At 31.9% G+C, this 18,066-nt stretch carries 20 protein-coding genes; 7 read left to right on the top strand and 13 right to left on the bottom strand.

Annotated elements, in window-relative coordinates; genetic code table 11:
- Positions 1 to 44 precede the first annotated feature (44 nt).
- Entirely contained in the window at positions 45 to 1,025 is a 981-nt protein-coding gene (locus ACKTSU_RS11950) for a PorP/SprF family type IX secretion system membrane protein (RefSeq protein WP_408036635.1), read from the top strand.
- On the opposite strand, the gene murI is transcribed toward ACKTSU_RS11950, so the two are convergent.
- The 8 genes from murI to ACKTSU_RS11910 all read right to left on the bottom strand — a co-directional run bounded on the left by murI (position 1,022) and on the right by ACKTSU_RS11910 (position 8,946).
- Positions 1,022 to 1,813: a glutamate racemase gene (gene murI, locus ACKTSU_RS11945; RefSeq protein ID WP_408036633.1), complete on the bottom strand. Its 792-nt coding sequence runs from the start codon at positions 1,811 to 1,813 to the stop codon at positions 1,022 to 1,024. The genes ACKTSU_RS11950 and murI overlap by 4 nt on opposite strands.
- Before the next feature lie 65 nt (positions 1,814 to 1,878).
- The gene (locus ACKTSU_RS11940; RefSeq protein ID WP_408036631.1) at positions 1,879 to 2,388 is read right to left on the bottom strand and encodes an OmpH family outer membrane protein; all 510 of its coding nucleotides are present in this window, start codon (positions 2,386 to 2,388) and stop codon (positions 1,879 to 1,881) included.
- A gap of 37 nt (positions 2,389 to 2,425) precedes the next feature.
- Entirely contained in the window at positions 2,426 to 3,229 is an 804-nt protein-coding gene (locus ACKTSU_RS11935; RefSeq protein WP_408036629.1) for an OmpH family outer membrane protein, read from the bottom strand.
- A gap of 61 nt (positions 3,230 to 3,290) precedes the next feature.
- Positions 3,291 to 5,834, bottom strand: a complete 2,544-nt coding sequence (gene bamA, locus ACKTSU_RS11930; protein WP_408036627.1) for an outer membrane protein assembly factor BamA — start codon at positions 5,832 to 5,834, stop codon at positions 3,291 to 3,293.
- Positions 5,827 to 6,579 carry an isoprenyl transferase gene (locus tag ACKTSU_RS11925; protein ID WP_408036625.1) on the bottom strand — a complete coding sequence of 251 codons (753 nt, stop codon included), beginning with the start codon at positions 6,577 to 6,579 and terminating at the stop codon, positions 5,827 to 5,829. The genes bamA and ACKTSU_RS11925 overlap by 8 nt, the downstream gene beginning before the upstream one ends.
- Positions 6,580 to 6,581: 2 nt before the next feature.
- On the bottom strand, positions 6,582 to 7,262 hold the full coding sequence (porG, locus tag ACKTSU_RS11920; RefSeq protein WP_408036623.1) for a type IX secretion system protein PorG: 681 nt from the start codon (positions 7,260 to 7,262) through the stop codon (positions 6,582 to 6,584).
- 104 nt (positions 7,263 to 7,366) lie between these two features.
- Positions 7,367 to 8,263 (bottom strand): NAD kinase, encoded by an 897-nt coding sequence (locus tag ACKTSU_RS11915; protein ID WP_408036621.1) that lies wholly within the window; start codon positions 8,261 to 8,263, stop codon positions 7,367 to 7,369.
- A gap of 23 nt (positions 8,264 to 8,286) precedes the next feature.
- Complete coding sequence (locus tag ACKTSU_RS11910) at positions 8,287 to 8,946, bottom strand: CBS domain-containing protein (protein ID WP_408036619.1); 660 nt, start codon at positions 8,944 to 8,946, stop codon at positions 8,287 to 8,289.
- 59 nt (positions 8,947 to 9,005) lie between these two features.
- On the opposite strand from ACKTSU_RS11910, the gene ACKTSU_RS11905 reads away from it, so the two are divergent.
- A complete protein-coding gene (locus ACKTSU_RS11905) occupies positions 9,006 to 9,719 on the top strand; it encodes a pyridoxine 5'-phosphate synthase (protein WP_408036617.1) in 714 nt (237 codons plus the stop codon).
- A 2-nt stretch (positions 9,720 to 9,721) separates the two neighbouring features.
- On the top strand, positions 9,722 to 10,492 hold the full coding sequence (locus tag ACKTSU_RS11900) for an alpha/beta fold hydrolase (protein WP_408036615.1): 771 nt from the start codon (positions 9,722 to 9,724) through the stop codon (positions 10,490 to 10,492).
- Here ACKTSU_RS11900 and ACKTSU_RS11895 read toward each other — a convergent pair whose 3' ends face one another.
- The 4 genes from ACKTSU_RS11895 to ACKTSU_RS11880 all read right to left on the bottom strand — a co-directional run bounded on the left by ACKTSU_RS11895 (position 10,493) and on the right by ACKTSU_RS11880 (position 12,906).
- The gene (locus ACKTSU_RS11895) at positions 10,493 to 10,936 is read right to left on the bottom strand and encodes a TlpA family protein disulfide reductase (RefSeq protein WP_408036613.1); all 444 of its coding nucleotides are present in this window, start codon (positions 10,934 to 10,936) and stop codon (positions 10,493 to 10,495) included.
- Between the two features lie 85 nt (positions 10,937 to 11,021).
- Positions 11,022 to 11,600, bottom strand: a complete 579-nt coding sequence (locus tag ACKTSU_RS11890) for an NAD(P)H-dependent oxidoreductase (RefSeq protein ID WP_408036611.1) — start codon at positions 11,598 to 11,600, stop codon at positions 11,022 to 11,024.
- Positions 11,601 to 11,662: 62 nt separating this feature from the next.
- Positions 11,663 to 12,229 carry a Crp/Fnr family transcriptional regulator gene (locus ACKTSU_RS11885; RefSeq protein WP_408036609.1) on the bottom strand — a complete coding sequence of 189 codons (567 nt, stop codon included), beginning with the start codon at positions 12,227 to 12,229 and terminating at the stop codon, positions 11,663 to 11,665.
- 11 nt (positions 12,230 to 12,240) lie between these two features.
- Positions 12,241 to 12,906 carry a hypothetical protein gene (locus ACKTSU_RS11880; protein ID WP_408036607.1) on the bottom strand — a complete coding sequence of 222 codons (666 nt, stop codon included), beginning with the start codon at positions 12,904 to 12,906 and terminating at the stop codon, positions 12,241 to 12,243.
- Positions 12,907 to 13,130: 224 nt separating this feature from the next.
- On the opposite strand from ACKTSU_RS11880, the gene ACKTSU_RS11875 reads away from it, so the two are divergent.
- The 4 genes from ACKTSU_RS11875 to clpX all read left to right on the top strand — a co-directional run bounded on the left by ACKTSU_RS11875 (position 13,131) and on the right by clpX (position 17,004).
- Positions 13,131 to 13,478, top strand: a complete 348-nt coding sequence (locus tag ACKTSU_RS11875; protein WP_028892378.1) for a phage holin family protein — start codon at positions 13,131 to 13,133, stop codon at positions 13,476 to 13,478.
- Between the two features lie 131 nt (positions 13,479 to 13,609).
- Positions 13,610 to 14,932 carry a trigger factor gene (tig, locus tag ACKTSU_RS11870; protein WP_408036605.1) on the top strand — a complete coding sequence of 441 codons (1,323 nt, stop codon included), beginning with the start codon at positions 13,610 to 13,612 and terminating at the stop codon, positions 14,930 to 14,932.
- Positions 14,933 to 15,061: 129 nt separating this feature from the next.
- Entirely contained in the window at positions 15,062 to 15,721 is a 660-nt protein-coding gene (gene clpP / locus ACKTSU_RS11865; RefSeq protein ID WP_408036603.1) for an ATP-dependent Clp endopeptidase proteolytic subunit ClpP, read from the top strand.
- Between the two features lie 44 nt (positions 15,722 to 15,765).
- The gene (gene clpX / locus ACKTSU_RS11860) at positions 15,766 to 17,004 is read left to right on the top strand and encodes an ATP-dependent Clp protease ATP-binding subunit ClpX (protein WP_408036601.1); all 1,239 of its coding nucleotides are present in this window, start codon (positions 15,766 to 15,768) and stop codon (positions 17,002 to 17,004) included.
- A 70-nt stretch (positions 17,005 to 17,074) separates the two neighbouring features.
- Here the strand turns inward: clpX and ACKTSU_RS11855 are convergent, their stop codons facing one another.
- On the bottom strand, positions 17,075 to 17,971 hold the full coding sequence (locus ACKTSU_RS11855) for a leucine-rich repeat domain-containing protein (protein WP_408036599.1): 897 nt from the start codon (positions 17,969 to 17,971) through the stop codon (positions 17,075 to 17,077).
- Between the last annotated feature and the right edge of the window lie 95 nt (positions 17,972 to 18,066).

The following is an 18,066-nucleotide window of genomic DNA, read 5'->3' as shown; positions in this document are numbered from 1 at the left end:
TACTGTTGATTATATTTGACAGCTATTTAATCCACTCAAAATTAATGAGAAAAAGAAATACCTATTCGTTATTTTTATTATTGTTCATCATAACAAAATTATCTGCACAAGAAACATTACCCATTTATGCAGATTATTTATCAGATAATGTGTATTTATTACATCCTGCAGCTGCAGGTATTGGCGATTGTGGTAAAATCCGATTAACAGCTCGCCAACAGTGGTTAGGTGTTGATGATGCTCCTTCGTTACAAACAGCAAGTTTCCATACTAAACTCGGAGAATATTCTAATACGGGTTTAGGTGTCATCCTTTTTAACGATAAAAATGGATATCATTCACAAAAAGGAATTCAAGGTACCTATGCCTATCATATAGATATGGGGAATGAAAATTTGTTTAATCAGTTATCATTTGGTTTATCGTTTTCTGTAGTTCAAAATGAAAGAGATCAACGAACTTTTATAAATGACCCTGCGGTTAATCAGGTAATTGAAAGTGATTTTTATTTTAATGCCGATTTTGGTATGGCATATCATAAAAATGGATTATCATCTTATTTTACCATAAAAAATATCTTTTTATCAGCAAAAAATAACTTGAATTCAAATTTTGAATCACCAAATCTTAGAAATTATATTTTAGGAGGAGGCTATTTCTTTGGAGATAGAGAAAAGCTACAATTTGAACCGTCTTTCATGTTTCAATATAAAGAGCAAACTCAAGAGAAAATAGGAGATATAAACTTTAAGGTATATAAAATTCTTGAGAACATGCAATTGTGGGCAGCGTTATCTTATAGAAGAAGTTTTGATAGTAGTATTTTTGGAAATTCTCAATACATAACACCTATTGCAGGTGTGAATTATAAAAACTGGATGTTTGCTTATACATATACGCAACAAACAGGAGATATAGTGTTTTCGAATGGAGGATTTCACCAGTTGTCTTTAGGAGTAAATCTTTTCTGTACAAAAAGAAGAGCGGCTGCTTGTCCTAATATCAACGGAAGTTTTACGTATTAAAAATCTAAATAGTCAATTTTACTGTTTTTGTAATCTTTAAGGATATTTTCTAAAACAGATTTGTCTTTATTAATGTAGAATATATTTGATGACTGATTAGTGCTATTATTTACAAGGTTTTGTAGAGAAAGTACATTTTTAACCTGTTTAGCTACAGCTTCACCAGAATCTATAATTTGGATACCATCACCAGTGATTTTTTGTATTTGAGGAAGTAAATAAGGGTAATGAGTACATCCTAAAACAATGTAGTCACATTTTTTTTCTAACATAGGATTAATGTACTTTTCTAGCAAAAAAGTCATTTCATCGGATTCCATTTTGCCATTTTCAATCAACTCAACTAAACCTTCACCAACTTGTTCTATAATAGTAATTTCATCGCTGATGTTAGAAGTGGTTTTCTCAAACAAAGCACTATTTAATGTTCCTTTTGTAGCTAATATACCTACAGTGCCTGTTTTTGTTTTTAAAGATGCAGGTTTAATGGCAGGTTCTATACCAATAAAAGGAATATCATAATTGGTTCTTAAATATTGAATAGCATTAGTTGTAGCAGTATTACAAGCGACCACAATAATTTTAGCTCCTTTGTTTATTAAGAATTCAGTGTTTTTAATGGATAAGTCAATGATTTCTTGTGTTGACTTTTGACCGTAAGGAGCATTCTTACTGTCAGAAAGGTATATAGTATTTTCATTCGGTAAGAGTTGATAAATCTCTTTCCAAATAGAAGTGCCTCCTATACCTGAGTCAAAAATACCAATAGGTTTTTGTGTGCTATTCATAGTATAACAAAAATAAAAATCCTGCTGTTTTCAGCAGGATTTTTTTATAAAATATATGTGGTTTCTTAAAAACCTAATTTAGCTTTTACCGCATCGTAAATGTCTTCTCCTTTTTCGTAAACGATTAAACCTTTACCTGGTGCAGCATCAAAAACATAAATAATTCCTTTTTCAGCAGCCACAGCTTTAATAGCATCTTCAGCTTTTTGTAAGATTGGAATAGTTTTTTCCTGGTATTTTTTTTGCATTTCTTGACCAGCTGCTTGTTCTGCTTGACTAATTTTTAGTCTGTCTTGTTGAACTTCAACAGCTCTCTTTTGATTTACTTCTTGTGTTTGACTTTTACCTTCAGCTTCATATTTCTTCATTTTAGCTTCTAGTTTTTTATACATAGCTTCAATGTCGTCACGGCATGTCTTGTTTAGCTTTTCCAACTCTGCCTTCATAGCTTTAGTTGCAGGCATTTCAGCTAATAATTTATCTGTATTAATATGTGCAGTTTTTTGTGCATTTGCCACACCACCTAATCCAATCGTAAAAATTGCAACTAATAATAACGTTTTTAAATGTTTCATCTTTGTTTTAATTTAATTAATGTTCTTTATTCTTGATTTATTTGTTTTCCTCTGCTTCTTGCTCCTTTTTCTTTTTTGCTTCTTCTTGAGCTTTCAATAATGCAGCTCTTTTTTCTTGTAATAATTTTCTCTTATCAGCCCTTTCTTTTAGACGTTGCTGTCTTTTTTCTTCTATTAGTTTAATTTTAGCTAGTCTATCTTCTTCTTTCTTTTTTCGTAAATCTTCTCGTTGTTGTAATCTTTCTTTTTGTTCATCACTTAAATTATCATTTTTAAGCAATTCTTTTTTAGCTTCAATTTTATCTTTTTTAGCTTGTCTTTTCTGATCAATACTAATCATTTGTACAACAAGGTCGCTAATATCGTGTTTTTTGTTGGAATACAACATAACCAATTCGCTTGATTTGTCGAAAACAAAATCATATTGTTTACGAGAAGCTATTGTTTGTACAGCATTATATACTTGATCTTGTACAGGCTTAACTAGTTGTTTTCTTAAGTTGTACATGTCTCCATTAGGGCCAAAATATAAAGATTCTAACCTTCGTAAAGACTCTTGTTTAATGGTTATATCTTCTTCACGCTCTTCTATCAATTCTTTTGTTAGAATTGCTTTTTCGTTAGAGAGATCTGTTTTTAAAACTTCAATGGCACGGGCTTCTTTATCTAACTTTGTTTTCCACTTTTCTACTTTAGCATCTAATGCATTTTGTGCGTCTAGATATTCTGGAATGTTCTGAAGAATATATTCCATGTCAATATATGCAATACGTTGATTTTTCTGGGCAACAGTTATACTTGCAATAAGTAAAAGAACGATTGATAAAATACTTTTTTTCATCTTGTATAATGTGTTTAGAAAAAACCGTGCCAAAACCTAGACACATTACAAATGTGCGGTTTTAGAACTGTCTTCCGATTATAAAATGCGTATCCCATCCTGCTTTTTTAGTTTGTCCAGGTAATGGGTCGAAACCATGAGCAAAATCGATACCTAATAGTCCGAAAGCAGGCATAAATATACGAACACCTACACCAGCAGAACGTTTTAATTTAAACGGATTAAAAGTACTAAAATTGTCATAAGAATTACCTGCTTCTAAAAAACCTAAAGTATAAATAGATGCCGAAGGTTTATCTGTAATAGAATAACGTAACTCTAATTGGAATTTGTTGTAAATTGAACCACCATCTAAAGAAGAAATACGGTTGTTTTCGTAACCTCTTAATCCAATAGTTTCACGTCCATCTAATTGACCTTGTGCAATACCATCACCTCCAACAAAATATCTTTCAACAGGAGTTAAACCCAATTTATCATTATACTTTCCTAAGTATCCCATTTCGAAGTTAGACATTAAAACTAGTTTGTTAGCTAAAGAAGTATACCATTTTCCTTTAGCAGAAATTTTGTAGTACTCTAACCATTTATATTTATCAGCTAGGTATGCTTGTCTTTGGTCTAATGTAGGGTTTTCTGGTTCAGTATAATCTTTTCCATTAACTAAAGAATAAGGAAAAGTAGCTTTAGCACGTAAAGTAAATTCAGAACCATAAGTTGGAAAAATTAAACTAGGACCAGCAGAGTTACGACTTAAGGCAACACTGTAGGCTAAGTTGTTTAAATCCCCTTCACTTAGTACATCATTTGAAGATCCTACACGATAACCATAATTTTGTAATTCAATTCTTTGGAAACTAATGTTTTGAGAAAGAGAGAAGTAGTCATCGGGCCACTTTAAGCGTTTTCCTAAACCAATAGAAGCCCCAATAATACTTAAACTTTCATCTTTATTTACATCATACGTAGTATAATCAAAGCGATATTGGTTTGATAAATATACAGAGAATGATAATGATTGAGGTGTTTTACCTCCTAACCAAGGCTCTGTAAAAGAGAAGCTATAGGTATTGTATGTTCTACTAGCTTGTAAACGTAGAGATAAACTTTGTCCATCTCCCATAGGTAAAGGTTTGTAAGCTTCTTTATTAAAGATATTTCTAAAAGAAAAGTTGTTAAAAGAAAGACCTAAAGTACCGATGAATGAACCTCCACCATATCCACCTTGAAGCTCAATTTGACTTCCTCCTTTTTCAACTACAGAGAATTCGATATCAGCTGTTTTATTTTGGTAATCAGGTTTTACATCAGGACTTACGTTGGTGTCGAAGAATCCTAACTGTCCTATTTCTCGAATAGAACGGATAATGTTTTCACGACTAAATAAATCTCCTGGTTTTACACGTAATTCTCTGAAAATTACATGATCATTTGTTTTTTCATTACCTGTTACAGTTACTCTTTTAATTGTAGCTGGATCATCTTCTCTAATACGAACTTCAACAGTAATTGAATCATTTTTAACTTTGGTTTCAATGGCGTTTATTTGGGAAAATAAATATCCATTGTTGTGGTATAAGGTTTGAATATCTTGAGAATTGGGAGTGCCGTCACCAGAAATTCGTTCTTTCAATACTTTTCCATTGTATATATCTCCTTTTTCAATTCGTAGTAAACGACTTAATTGTTCGTCAGTATATTTTTTGTTTCCTATGAAAAGAATTTCGTCAAATCTATATTGACGACCTTCTTCTAAATCAATATCAATATTAATTGTGTTATCATCATTCCATATAACTTTGTCTGATAAGATACGAGCGTCTCGATACCCATTCTCGCTATATTTTTCAAGGATACTCTCTAGGTCTGCTTTATAATCGTCTAGTATATATTTGGATGCTTTCCAAAAACGTCCTAAAAGTTTACGTTTAGTGTTTTTCATCGCTTTACGTAATGCAGCGTCAGACATTGCCTTATTTCCAGAAAAATTGATGTTTTTAATCTTTATTCGGTCTCCTTTGTCAATAAAAACAGACATACTAACAGTGTTTACATCAGAAGTATCTCTTTTAGTATCTAGAGAAACTTTTGTTTTCAGGAAACCTTTGTCTGTATACTTTTTCTTAATGAAATTTCGAGTAGTTACAATAAGGTTGTCGGTAACCATTGTACCTTTTTTTAATTCAGTTTCTTTTTTTATCTCTTTAACTTGTGCTTTTTTTACACCAGTAATCGTGATATCGGTTAATTGAGGTAATTCTGTTACATCGAATTGAAGATAAACCGTCTCACCATCACGTTTAGATAAGTAGACATCTACTTCACTAAATTGTTTACTTTCATATAGCTTTTTGATAGCACTAGTAAGTTTATCTCCTGGTAGTTTGATGGTTTGACCTTCGTTTAAACCTGTATAGATTCTTACAGTTTGCTCGCTGAATTTTTGTAAACCAGTTACAGTTATGCCTCCCAAAAAATACTCTTTTCCTTTTTCATAGGAAACAATATTAGTAGCAGTGCTATCTTTAGGAGTTATGTCTTGTGCTTGAGTACTCACCGTTAAAAAGGTGATAAAAAATACTAGTAAATACGAATATTTATTCATTGGTTTCAATCTGTTCACTGGTTTTTCCGAATCTTCTTTCTCTGTTTTGATAATCAAGTATAGCGTCGTAAAGGTGCTCTTTTCTATAATCAGGCCATAGCACATCAGTAAAATGTAATTCGGCATATGCTATTTGCCAAAGTAAATAATTACTGATTCTTTGTTCCCCACTTGTACGTATCATTAAATCAACATCGGGCAAATTAAACGTATATAAATGATTATTTATAATTTTATCGTTAATTTTTTCGATTTCTATCTCGTTATTAACAACTTTTTTGGTTATGTTTTTGATTGCGTTAACAATTTCTTCCCTCGATCCATAGCTTAAAGCAAAGGTTAATGTAATTTTAGTATTGTTTTTTGTTGAATCGATAACATTAGCTAATACTTTTTGAGCATTTTTAGGTAAGCTAGTTAAATTACCAATAGCATTTATTTTTACGTTTTTACGTTGAAACTCAGGAAGCTCTTTTTTTAAGGTAGTAACTAACAAGCTCATTAAAGCATCGACTTCTAATTTTGGACGATTCCAATTTTCAGTAGAAAAAGCATAAAGAGTTAAGTATTTCACTCCTAGTTCTGAAGCTGTATCTGCAGTTTCTCTAATGGCTGTTAATGCGTTTCGATGACCAAAAACACGTTGCATTCCTTTACTTTTAGCCCATCTACCATTACCATCCATAATAATAGCAATGTGGTTTGGTATGTTTTGTAAATCAATGCGCTGTAGTTTTTCTTTCATAGTTATTCCGCTATTCCACCGAAACAAGGTGGTCTTCCGAAGGTGTAAACAATAGAAATTCCTGAAAAAGTATACCAGTCATTTCCATTACCTCCAAAATCTAATGAGTTTATTTTATCTGTTGTGTAATCTAAGTCATCTTCAAATGTAAAACGTATACCCGCTTCAAAAGCAATAGCAAAGTTGTCTGCTAATCGTCCTTTTAAACCGATACCTAAAGGTAAAGTATACGAGAATTTATTTTTTAAAGAAATAGTGTTGTTTGAGGTTTGAGAACCTGGACTTTTATAGTTAAAAGCGGCGATCTCGGCCAAAATATAAGGGGTAAAAGTGGTTCTGTAATCACTAATATTGTAATCGAAAAAGTTAAATTCTACACCAGCAGCAAATTCATGTACGTTATTAGAAAAGCTGAAGCCTCTGTTTTGACGATAAGGATTGCTAGCATCGGCATCATCTCCAGAAACAGGGATGTAAGTGTAGGTGCCCCTTAATGCAATTCGAGGGTTTAAATTGTACTTATAAATAAGACCACCAGCGAATTTATTCGGGTGTATGTAGTTTGTGCTTCCTATATCTCCCACATAATTAGAACCACCGGCAAATATTCCGATTTCATGAATTTGTGATTGTAAAGGTGCAACTAAACAAACAAATAATATTGATAAAATAAGTCCTCTCATTGTAAAATAGCGTGCAAATATAGGGAATTGAATTTGCTTTAAAAAGTTAATAATCCGTCTTTTTGATTAACTTTTTTTTTGTGAATTTATTGTAATTGTATAAGTTATAAGCCTTCATTTCTTGTGTCTTCCCCCCATAAAAGTTTTCCACGTAAGGTTTTTAAATGGGATTGATTTTTAGGTAAAATACTTTTTATGGTAAAAGAAGCCTTTTTAATTTTGATCTTAGTTTCTTGTGAAACCGTTGCGATACGGGAGTCTAATGAGACTAAAAAATCTTTTTCACGGGCGCTTACTTCAAGGTGTATTTCTGTGTCATCAGGAATAACCATCGGTCGAGCATTCAAGTTATGTGGAGCTATAGGAGTAATGACAAAACTTTTTGAGTTTGGTAAAATTACCGGACCATCGCAACTTAATGAATATCCTGTTGAGCCAGTTGGAGTTGCTATAATTAAACCATCTGCCCAATAATTGGTTAAATATTCTTGGTTTAAGAATGTTTTAATTCCTATCATCGAAGTAGTGTTTCTTCTTGCTATCGTTACTTCGTTTAATGCAAAGTTGAGTTCATTAAAATCTTCTGTAGCAGGAGATGTTTCTATTTGTAATAATGAACGTTCTTGAAGTGTGTATTCTTTTTTTAGTACTAAATCAATAGCCTCTTCAATTTGATCTTTTTGAATGGTTGCAAGGAAACCTAAGCGTCCAGTGTTAATCCCCATGATAGGTATATTCAAATCACGTATGTAGGTAACGGCTCTCAAAATAGTACCATCTCCTCCAATAGTGAACATTACATCAAAGGTGTTTGATAAATCATTAAAATGTGAGTAGGTAGGGTACTTTTTGTTTAGTGAGTCGTTTTCAATAAATAAATCGTAAAACTGTTGCTCAAAAAAGGCAACGATGTTGTGTTTTTCTAAAACATCTAAAAGAATTTTAACTTCTTTTTCTGCTAGTGTAGTATAAGCTTGTCCGTAAATAGCTACTTTTTTCACTTGTAAAAATATTTATTTAGAAATTACATGTCTAGATATTTCCTTAAATAGGCAGCTCTGTCTTTAAGTTCTTCTAGATAAAAGTCGTCTTCATGTTGCGTGATAACGTTATAGTCGTATCGGCGAAATGTTTGAATAATTTCATTTATTTCTTCAGAAACAATTCTAAGGGTCACTTCAATGTTGTCTATGTTTTCAGAAGAAATATATGCTCCTAAAAGTTTTCCGTTGTTAGTTTCTACAATTTGAGTTATTTGACTCATAGAGTAGTCACTCTTAGGTTTGTCTATTATCAGAGTTTGACTTTCGTTATGTATAAATGGGCTGTTGGCAAAAGCATCTAAAATGTCACTTAGTTCATAATAGCCAACATAGTTCAAGTTTTTATCTAAAACGGGGATTAAATTAGAGTCGTTATCCGCAAACAATGAGATTAAATCAAGTAAAGTCGCTTTTTCATTTGTATAAAAGTGATCAAACATATAGGTGTACTCATTAAGCGTGCGGTTTTTATTTTCAATAGTTTGAATGTCACTTTCAGGCAAGCAGCCAATCAACTTACCGTCTTCAACTACTGGAATATGCGTTATAGGTAAGTCTTTACACACTTGTTGAGCACTTTTTACAGAGCTGTTTAATGTGAGTGCTTTAATCTCTTTTAGTATAAAATCATTGATTTTCATTACTACGAATATAGTTTAAAATGTTGGAATGCGTTACCTTTGTGGTCTAATTTTACAACATGACAAAATTAAGTGTTAATATTAATAAAATAGCTACACTTCGTAATTCTAGAGGAGGAAATGTGCCAGATTTATTGAAAGTAGCAACCGATATTCAGGAGTTCGGAGCTGAAGGAATTACCATTCATCCAAGACCTGATGAACGTCATATTCGTTATCAAGATGCCTACGATTTAAAACCGTTGGTTACTACGGAATATAATATCGAAGGAAATCCTATTGATAAGTTTACACAAATGGTGTTAGAAATAAAACCAACGCAAGTAACTTTAGTTCCAGATAGTGTAGACCAACTTACATCAAATGCAGGATGGGACACGATAGCGCATCAATCTTATTTACAAGAAGTAATTGCTGAGTTTAAAAACGCTGGAATCCGCACATCTATTTTTATTGATACAGATTTAAAATTGATTGAAGCTGCAGCGAAAACAGGAACCGACAGAATTGAGTTGTATACTGAAGAGTTTGCTGTTCAATATGAAAAAGGGAACACCAACGGAGTGAAACCATATACAGAAGCAGCAATTTTAGCACATGAATTAGGTTTAGGTGTAAATGCAGGACACGATTTGAGTTTAGGTAATATCCAGTTTTTTAAGCAAAATATTCCTCATTTAGCAGAAGTATCAATCGGACATGCTTTAATTTCTGAAAGTTTGTATTTAGGTTTACAAAATGTTGTAAACATGTATTTACATCGTTTGCAATAACTATGGAGGTATTACATTCTAAAATAATAGGAGAAGGAAAACCGTTGCTGATTTTACATGGGTACTTTGGTATGGGAGATAACTGGAAATCGCATGCTAATAAGTTTGCTGAAGACGGTTATGAAGTGCATTTGATAGACCAAAGAAACCACGGACGTAGTTTTCAAACAGAAGCTTTTGATTATGAGTTGATGGTAGGTGATTTGTATAATTACATTCAGCATCATACTTTAGAAAAAGTAGATTTGTTAGGGCATTCTATGGGAGGAAAAACAGTAATGTTATTTGCTACGGAATATCCTGAGTTGGTAAACAAATTAATTGTTGCCGATATTTCTCCAAGAATGTATCCGCCACATCACCACGATATTTTAGCTGCATTAAACTCGATAGATTTTAACGTGCAAAATTCCCGAACGCTAGTTGATGAAAAATTAGCAGAATTGATTCCAGAAGTTGGAATTCGTCAGTTTTTGTTGAAAAACGTTTACAGAAAAACAAAAGATGAATTGGCTTTTCGTTTCAACTTAAAATCATTGACAGAGAATAATAATGAAGTAGGTGTAGCTTTACCTTCATTTACAATTTTTGAAGGTGAAACGCTGTTTTTAAGAGGAGCAAACTCAGGGTATATCTCAAAAGAAGATGAGCCTTTGATACAAGCACATTTTCCAAATTCAGAAATTAAAACAATAGCTAATGCAGGACATTGGCTACATGCTGAAAATCCAACAGATTTTTATAAAAAAGCTATTCAGTTTCTGGTTAAATAATTATTGTTCAGTTAGGTTTTCTAAAGCGTAGTACAACCTGTTTTGTGCATTGTCTTGCGATCCAAAAATAGATCGATATACTTCACCTTTTGGGGTTAACAATATCCACTGTGGCGTTCCTTCCGAATTGAAGAAATCGTACATTTTGTGGTCTTTATCAATGTAAATTGGGAATGGAAGCTCGTTGATGGTAAAAATGCTTAAAATATCTTCCTTAGAAACATCGTTGCTTGTAAAATTACTATGGATGCCTATAATTTCAATATCCTTGTAATCTTGCTTAAATTGATAAGCAAGTGGTATAGCTCTACCCGTACATCCTAAACAAGCATTGTTGTAAAACAAAAGAAGGAGAGGTTTATTTGAGTATTTCTTTAATAAATTAACTTCGTTGTTTTCGAAATCAGTAACTTTTATAGAGGTGACAATGTTGCTAGTATTCATGTGGTATGAGGTTTTAGCAAAAATATTTAAAAAAGAGATAAGTTCTAAAACGACTACAAGCTAAAAAATATAGCTTGTAGTGCAATTATTGTAAGTTTTTACCTAAGGTATGCACTTTCTCTAACCACTTGTTTCGTTGTTCAGGGCTTGAATTTTTAATTGTTGATAAGAAAGTAGTTTTAACAGGTTTAATGCCACAGAACTCTAGTGTTCCCTTTTTAAACTGTCTAATAGCAGGTCTTTTCATAAAAAGAAAATCATACCAACCAGGGGTGTCCGAAGTTATAATAAGTCGAGAAGTTTTACCTTTTAAAAGCTTTTCAGGAAAAGGTTTCCCTTCAACAGGTTGAAAAGTAATTCCGGGTAAAAAGGCTCTATCAATAAAACCTTTCATTATTGCAGGGTAGCCTGCCCACCAAATAGGAAAAACCCAAACAATATGATCAGCTTTTTTAATTTTAGCCAAAGAGGCTACTAAATCTGGTTCAAGTTCAGTTCTTTTTCGGTAACCAAATTTAAGGTTCGGATTGAAGTTTAAGTCGGTGATAGTTATTTCTTCGATTTTAGCGTCAGTTTCCAAAGCGCCTTTTTTGTAGGAGGTAGCTAAGGCGTGATTAAAACTATTTTTATCAGGATGTCCGTTTATTAATAAAATATGCTTCATACTATAGTTAAGATTATGAAGCAAAGTACGGTTGGTTTTACAAGCTTAAAAAGGACAATTGTCTAATAAAAAACTGATTTTCTAATTCGACTCAAATGTCGTTGTGTTATGCCTAAATATGAAGCTAGGTACTGTAGTGGGATAGTTTTTAAGTAGTTTGGGTGCGTTTCTAACAGTTTTTTATAACGGTTTTCAGCGCTTTCATTTTGTAAAACAAAAATTCTGTTTTCGAGATTTATATATTCTTGTTCTGCAAATATTTTAAAAAGACGTAACCAATTGGTGCTTGAGTTTTCTAATGCTACAAATTGTTCTTTGGTAATGCTATATAGCTCAGCATCGGTTAATGCTTGAATGTTTTCGTTAGTTTTTGTTTGAGAAATAAAAGACGAGTAAGCAGTAACAAAAGAGTTCTCTGATAGTAAACAATACGTAGCTTCTTTTTCGTCTGAGGAATGATAAAATGACCTAAAAATTCCTGAAGTAATAAAAGCTACTTCTTTGCAAGTGTTTCCTTCTTGAATAAAAAAATCACCTTTGTTAAGTTTTTTATAGCTGACTAAACTTATAAAGTTGTCTATTTCTTCTTCAGTAAGAATGTTGTAAGAAGCTAAGTGTTTTTTGAGCAAAATTAATAAGTTTAATTAGTTAAAAATTTTGTTGTGTATTCAGTTACAAAGTTTCTAATAAATGATTGGATAAAATTTTCGTTACTGTCATTTTTTTTAAGTTCTTTATAGAGTTTTTTATAGTTGTCAGTTTTCTTAAATTCATTGAATTGGCGTTTCTTAAATCGAATAAATTCTTTATGCTTATATTTTCTTATCTCATTTAATTTTCCTTTTTCAATTTCAAGGAGTAAATATTTGCTGAAGGTAGAAGCGTACCCCATATGTACATAATCCACTATTTTCCCATGAGGTAGTATTAGAATTCCTGTATACCAATCGATTTTAACTTTTTCTTTTTTAGGAAAAACTTGATTGAAAACAGAAGTCCATTTGTATGGGTAACTTTTTTTTGAATTTTTATCAGGAACTTCAATTTTTATATCTGTTACATATAGATGGTTGTCTAAAACTTTAAAGCAAGCAACATATCCACGCCATAAAGCAGTTGAGGTTGTTCCTCCCTTTGGACGTTTGTCAGGAAACTTGTCAAAATATGGCTCAAGCGGGTTTGAGTTCAGGTTGTATGTAACTCCTTTAAGTTCAATTTGGTCAGGGATTTGAGCTGTGAAAGCATTCTCTGCTTTGAGAGGTGTAAGATTGAGGATTAAAAATGTAATTAAAAGTGTCTTTTTCATAGCAAAAATTAAATTAGTAAAAGTAGTAGCTACTTTAATAAAAATTTGGTTAACGAATTTAAAGTAAATCTCTCAAAAATTAAAACAAAGTTTTTAAACCTGCCAAAACAGCAGGTTTCTGTTTTTGGTATGGTTGTGGTAAAGTATATGTAGTGTTATGAATTAATAGTTTCAGTGAAAATGAGTAAATTTATAATTCATAACCAATTAAATAAAAAAGAAAAATGAAAACGTTTTTAAAAGTATTGTTAACAGCATTAGTGGTAATTGTATTGGCAAATATTTTACCAGGAGTAACCGTGGCAAGTTATACAACTGCAGTAATTGTGGCTGTAGTTATAGCCTTGTTAAACTTATTTGTGCGTCCGTTATTAGTGTTTTTTACACTACCAGCAACCATCGTTACACTAGGGTTATTCTTGTTTGTAATTAATGCAGTAATTATATTATTGGCAGATAAATTAGTGTCAGGATTTGCAGTTAGCGGATTTTTTACAGCGCTCTTGTTCAGTGTATTGCTGTCAATTTTCAGATCATTAATGTTTTCACTATTAAAAGAAGGAGACGAATAAGTAACCTAAAACATTAAAAACTAGAAAATAAGGGAGGTAAAAAAGATAATATTCTTATAACTAAAAGTCTTGGTTATCAATAAATAAAGTAGTAATTTTGCACCCGATTTTTTAAGAAACAGATTTTTAAGATGAATATAACAAAAGAAAACGTAGATGCATTAAATGCAGTTGTAAAAGTTGATATTGTTGCAGAAGATTATCAAGATAAAGTAACAAAAGTATTAAACGATTACCGTAAAACAGCTAACATTCCTGGTTTTAGAAAAGGTCACGTACCAATGGGAATGGTTAAGAAGCAATACGGAAAATCAGTAATGATTGATGAGGTAAACAAGCTTTTACAAGAGTCGTTAAACAAATTCTTAGTTGAGGAGAAGTTAGATATCTTAGGTAATCCATTACCAAGAGTTCAAGAAGATTTCAATTGGGATGCTGATAAATTCTCTTTTGAGTTTGAATTAGGATTAGCTCCTGAGTTCGACGTAAACTTACAACCAAAAAACAAAGTAACTCAATATAACATTGTTGCTACAGACGAGTTGATTGAGAAAGAAGTTGAAAATATTCAATCTCGTTACGGTAAAATGTCTGCAAAAGACGAAGTTACTGAAGAAACTAACGTAACTGGTACTTTCGTAAACGAAGAGAAAGAAATCAACAAAAAATCTACAATTTCTGTAAAAGATATTAAAGGAAAAACAAACTTAAAAAAGTTTGTAGGTGCTAAGGTAGGAGATGTTTTAGAATTAAAAACTAAAAACTTATTTGAAGACGAGCATAAGTTACAAGGAGCTTTAGGTGTATCTCACGACGAGGTTCACGATTTAGACATTCCTGTAACATTTACTATTGAAGAAATTACTGAGATAGAACCAGCAGAATTAGATCAAGAGTTATTTGATAAGTTATTTGCTGATGGGAGTGTGAAAACTGTAACTGAATTAAAAGAAAAAATTAAAGAAGACGCAGAAAAGCAATTCCAACAACAAGCAGATCAACAATTGTTAAACGCAATTACTGAGAACTTAGTTGATAACACAAAGTTTGATTTACCAGTTGAATTCTTACAAAAGTGGTTACAAACTGCAGGAGAAAAAGAATTAACTGCTGAACAAGCTGTTGAAGAATACAACAAGTCTGAAAAAGGATTACGTTACCAATTAATCGAAGGGAAGATTATGAAGGATAACGACATCAAATTAGACTATGCAGAGTTAGTAGACTATGCAAAAGGATTTATTAGAGCTCAAATGGCTCAATTTGGAAACATGAATCCAGAAGAAAAAGAATTAGAAGATATCGCAGGAAGAATCTTACAAAATCAAGACGAAGCACGTCGTTTACAAGAGCAATTAATTTCTCAAAAATTATTAGCTTTTTATAAAGAAAACATGAGCTTTGATACTAAAGAAGTTTCTTACGAAGATTTCATTAAAGAAGTATACAAGTAACAGTTAACAACTGATGTTATAAATAAAAACCTGAATGTACATTCAGGTTTTTTTAGCCATTAACTGTAACAAAATACTAACGAAATAGTTCTTATATTTACATCTTTATAACCCAAAAACATTTTAAAAATGGATTACGGAAAAGAGTTCGAAAAATACGCAACAAAGCACCACGGAATAAATAGCAACTACTACGGAAAAATTACAAGTAGTTTAACACCATATATTATGGAAGAGCGCCAGATGAATATTACTCAAATGGATGTTTTTTCTCGTTTAATGATGGATAGAATTATCTTTTTAGGTACTGGAATTAACGACCAAGTAGCTAATATAATTCAAGCACAGTTGTTATTCTTAGAAAGTGTAGATGCTAATAAAGATATTTCAATTTATATTAACTCTCCAGGTGGTGGAGTGTATGCTGGTTTAGGTATTTATGATACCATGCAATTTATTAAACCAGATGTAGCAACTATTTGTACTGGTATGGCAGCTTCTATGGGTGCAGTATTAATGTGTGCAGGAGAAAAAGGAAAGCGTTCAGCGTTACCACATTCTCGTATCATGATTCACCAACCGTTAGGAGGTGCTCAAGGACAAGCATCTGATATCGAAATTACAGCTCGTGAAATTTTAAAATTAAAAGATGAGTTGTATGAAATTATCGCAAAACACTCAGGTCAAACTGTAGAAAAAGTAAACCAAGATTCTGATAGAGATTATTGGATGAAAGCCGATGAAGCGAAAGCTTACGGAATGGTTGACGAAATTTTAACTAGAAAATAAATTAACAACTAATAGCCTTTGGCTATTAGTAATAAGCTGATAAGATGTCGAAAGAAGAAAATTTACAATGTTCCTTTTGTGGTCGTAAAAAACCTGAAACCGATTTATTAATTGCAGGTTTAGACGCTCATATATGTGATAAATGTATTGAGCAAGCTCATGGAATTGTAGAGGAGGAAATAGCAGAACTTAAAACAAGTGATTTATCAAAAGACCTAACTTTAAAAAAGCCGAAAGAAATTAAAGCTTTTTTAGATGAGTATATCATTGGTCAAGATGAAACCAAAAAAGCAATGTCTGTAGCGGTATACAATCACTACAAAAGGTTATTGCAAACTAGAGGAGATGAAGACGAAGTAGAAATTGAAAAGTCTAACATTGTTTTAGTTGGTGAAACAGGTACAGGTAAAACATTAGTAGCGCGTACTATTGCAAAAATGTTAAACGTGCCGTTTTCTATTGTAGATGCTACTGTTTTAACCCAAGCAGGTTATGTAGGAGAAGATGTTGAGAGCATCCTTAGTCGTTTGTTACAAGCAGCTGATTATGACGTTGAAAAAGCAGAAAGAGGTATTGTATTTATTGATGAAATAGATAAGATTGCTCGTAAAGGTGATAATCCGTCTATTACACGTGATGTTTCTGGTGAAGGAGTGCAACAAGCATTGTTAAAACTATTGGAAGGAGCAGTGGTAAACGTAGCTCCTAAAGGAGGAAGAAAGCACCCAGAACAAAAGTTTATCGAAGTAAATACCAAAGATATTTTATTCATCGCTGGAGGAGCTTTTTCTGGAATTGATAGAATTATTAGCAAGCGTTTAAACATGCAAGCTGTAGGATATAGCGCTTCGGTTGAAGAGGATAAAATAGATCAAGATAACTTGTTGCAATACATTACACCATTAGATTTAAAATCTTTCGGATTAATACCAGAAATTATTGGTCGTTTACCGGTGTTGAGTTATATGAATCCGCTAGATGCAGAAACATTACGAGCTATTTTAACAGAACCTAAAAATTCAATAGTAAAGCAATACACTAAATTGTTTGCTATGGACGAGGTTGAGTTTTCTATGACTGAAGAAGCGTTACAATTTATTGTAAATAAAGCAGTAGAATACAAGTTAGGAGCTCGTGGTTTACGTTCTTTATGTGAAGCAATTTTAACTGATGCAATGTTCGAAATACCAAGTTCTGACGAAAAAGAATTTAGTGTAACCAAAGAATATGCAGAGGCGAAATTAACTAAATCAGCATTGAAAAAATTAAAAGCAGCTTCATAAGCTAAAAAGATATAAATGAAAAAGCCATCAAATTCTTGATGGCTTTTTTTATGCTTTTTAATAAATGCAACTATTCTGTTTTGTGAAGTTTACTATGTTGTTGTATCCATTCGGTAATTTCTTCACCTTTAATGTCATATTTGTACATCAAATCTTCTTTAACCTTTTTAAGATGCGCTTTGTCTAACACATTTTTTTCATACTCTGAAACCACCAATTGTATAAAGCTTTCTGCGTATTTTTTTACAGGTTTTTCAATAGTTTTAGGCTTTTCTTCAACTTTTTCAGTGTTTTTTTTCTGTTCTATAACCATAGTATCTACTACTTTACCACTGCTAGTTGTATAGGTAGTTTTTTCGTCTTTATACCAACCTGCAGGAATGTTAGCTAATTGAGCCTCACTAACAACAATGGTTTTAATATTGTTACCACTAACATCCATGTTTATAAGGTTAGGACAGTTAGATACGTCTAACGTAGTTAATTTGTTATAACTAGCGTATAAGCTTTCAAGATTAGAATTTTCGCCAAGAATTAAAGAACTCATGTTGTTGCTATCACAACTAATATAAGTTAAGTTAGGGTTCTTACTAACATCTAAACGCTCAATTTTATTTTGAGTACAGTTTAAAAAACTTATAGAAGAGCTTTGAGATAAGTCTATCTTAGTAATCTCATTATCGTAACAATCCAAACGTTTTAAGTTAGGAAAGCTCTCTAAACCGGTTAAATTTTTAATTTTAGAATATACATTAGGTAAATCTTTATTTGTAACAGGATTGTCAATGTTTAAGTTAGTAACATATTCAGCATCACTAATGGTAATACTTCCGTTTAAACCGTTAGAGTCAATTTTTAAATCAACCAAACATTCTTCTAAACCGATATCTGGAATTCGAATAGTTTCTTGAGAAAATGTATTGTAAGATAAAAGTAATGCTAAACTAAAGGGGATAATTGTTTTCATTAATAAGGGGGAATTTTTTGTCAAAATTATATATTTATATGTTTTTAGCAAATTTAATTTAAGAAGAGTTGTCTTATCTATATATTTGTTAGCTC

This window comes from Tenacibaculum aestuarii (assembly GCF_964510395.1).
Lineage (GTDB): Bacteria > Bacteroidota > Bacteroidia > Flavobacteriales > Flavobacteriaceae > Polaribacter > Polaribacter aestuarii.
The sequence above is the reverse complement of the archived record's forward strand: the minus strand, read 5'-3'. Positions and strand labels throughout refer to the sequence as shown.

Coding starts and splice junctions, on each gene's coding strand:
- ACKTSU_RS11950 (WP_408036635.1), top strand. CDS start 45: ATGAGAAAAAGAAATACCTATTCGTTATTTTTATTATTGTTCATCATA.
- murI (WP_408036633.1), bottom strand. CDS start 1,813: ATGAATAGCACACAAAAACCTATTGGTATTTTTGACTCAGGTATAGGA.
- ACKTSU_RS11940 (WP_408036631.1), bottom strand. CDS start 2,388: ATGAAACATTTAAAAACGTTATTATTAGTTGCAATTTTTACGATTGGA.
- ACKTSU_RS11935 (WP_408036629.1), bottom strand. CDS start 3,229: ATGAAAAAAAGTATTTTATCAATCGTTCTTTTACTTATTGCAAGTATA.
- bamA (WP_408036627.1), bottom strand. CDS start 5,834: ATGAATAAATATTCGTATTTACTAGTATTTTTTATCACCTTTTTAACG.
- ACKTSU_RS11925 (WP_408036625.1), bottom strand. CDS start 6,579: ATGAAAGAAAAACTACAGCGCATTGATTTACAAAACATACCAAACCAC.
- porG (WP_408036623.1), bottom strand. CDS start 7,262: ATGAGAGGACTTATTTTATCAATATTATTTGTTTGTTTAGTTGCACCT.
- ACKTSU_RS11910 (WP_408036619.1), bottom strand. CDS start 8,946: ATGAAAATCAATGATTTTATACTAAAAGAGATTAAAGCACTCACATTA.
- ACKTSU_RS11905 (WP_408036617.1), top strand. CDS start 9,006: ATGACAAAATTAAGTGTTAATATTAATAAAATAGCTACACTTCGTAAT.
- ACKTSU_RS11900 (WP_408036615.1), top strand. CDS start 9,722: ATGGAGGTATTACATTCTAAAATAATAGGAGAAGGAAAACCGTTGCTG.
- ACKTSU_RS11895 (WP_408036613.1), bottom strand. CDS start 10,936: ATGAATACTAGCAACATTGTCACCTCTATAAAAGTTACTGATTTCGAA.
- ACKTSU_RS11890 (WP_408036611.1), bottom strand. CDS start 11,600: ATGAAGCATATTTTATTAATAAACGGACATCCTGATAAAAATAGTTTT.
- ACKTSU_RS11880 (WP_408036607.1), bottom strand. CDS start 12,906: ATGAAAAAGACACTTTTAATTACATTTTTAATCCTCAATCTTACACCT.
- ACKTSU_RS11875 (WP_028892378.1), top strand. CDS start 13,131: ATGAAAACGTTTTTAAAAGTATTGTTAACAGCATTAGTGGTAATTGTA.
- tig (WP_408036605.1), top strand. CDS start 13,610: ATGAATATAACAAAAGAAAACGTAGATGCATTAAATGCAGTTGTAAAA.
- clpP (WP_408036603.1), top strand. CDS start 15,062: ATGGATTACGGAAAAGAGTTCGAAAAATACGCAACAAAGCACCACGGA.
- clpX (WP_408036601.1), top strand. CDS start 15,766: ATGTCGAAAGAAGAAAATTTACAATGTTCCTTTTGTGGTCGTAAAAAA.
- ACKTSU_RS11855 (WP_408036599.1), bottom strand. CDS start 17,971: ATGAAAACAATTATCCCCTTTAGTTTAGCATTACTTTTATCTTACAAT.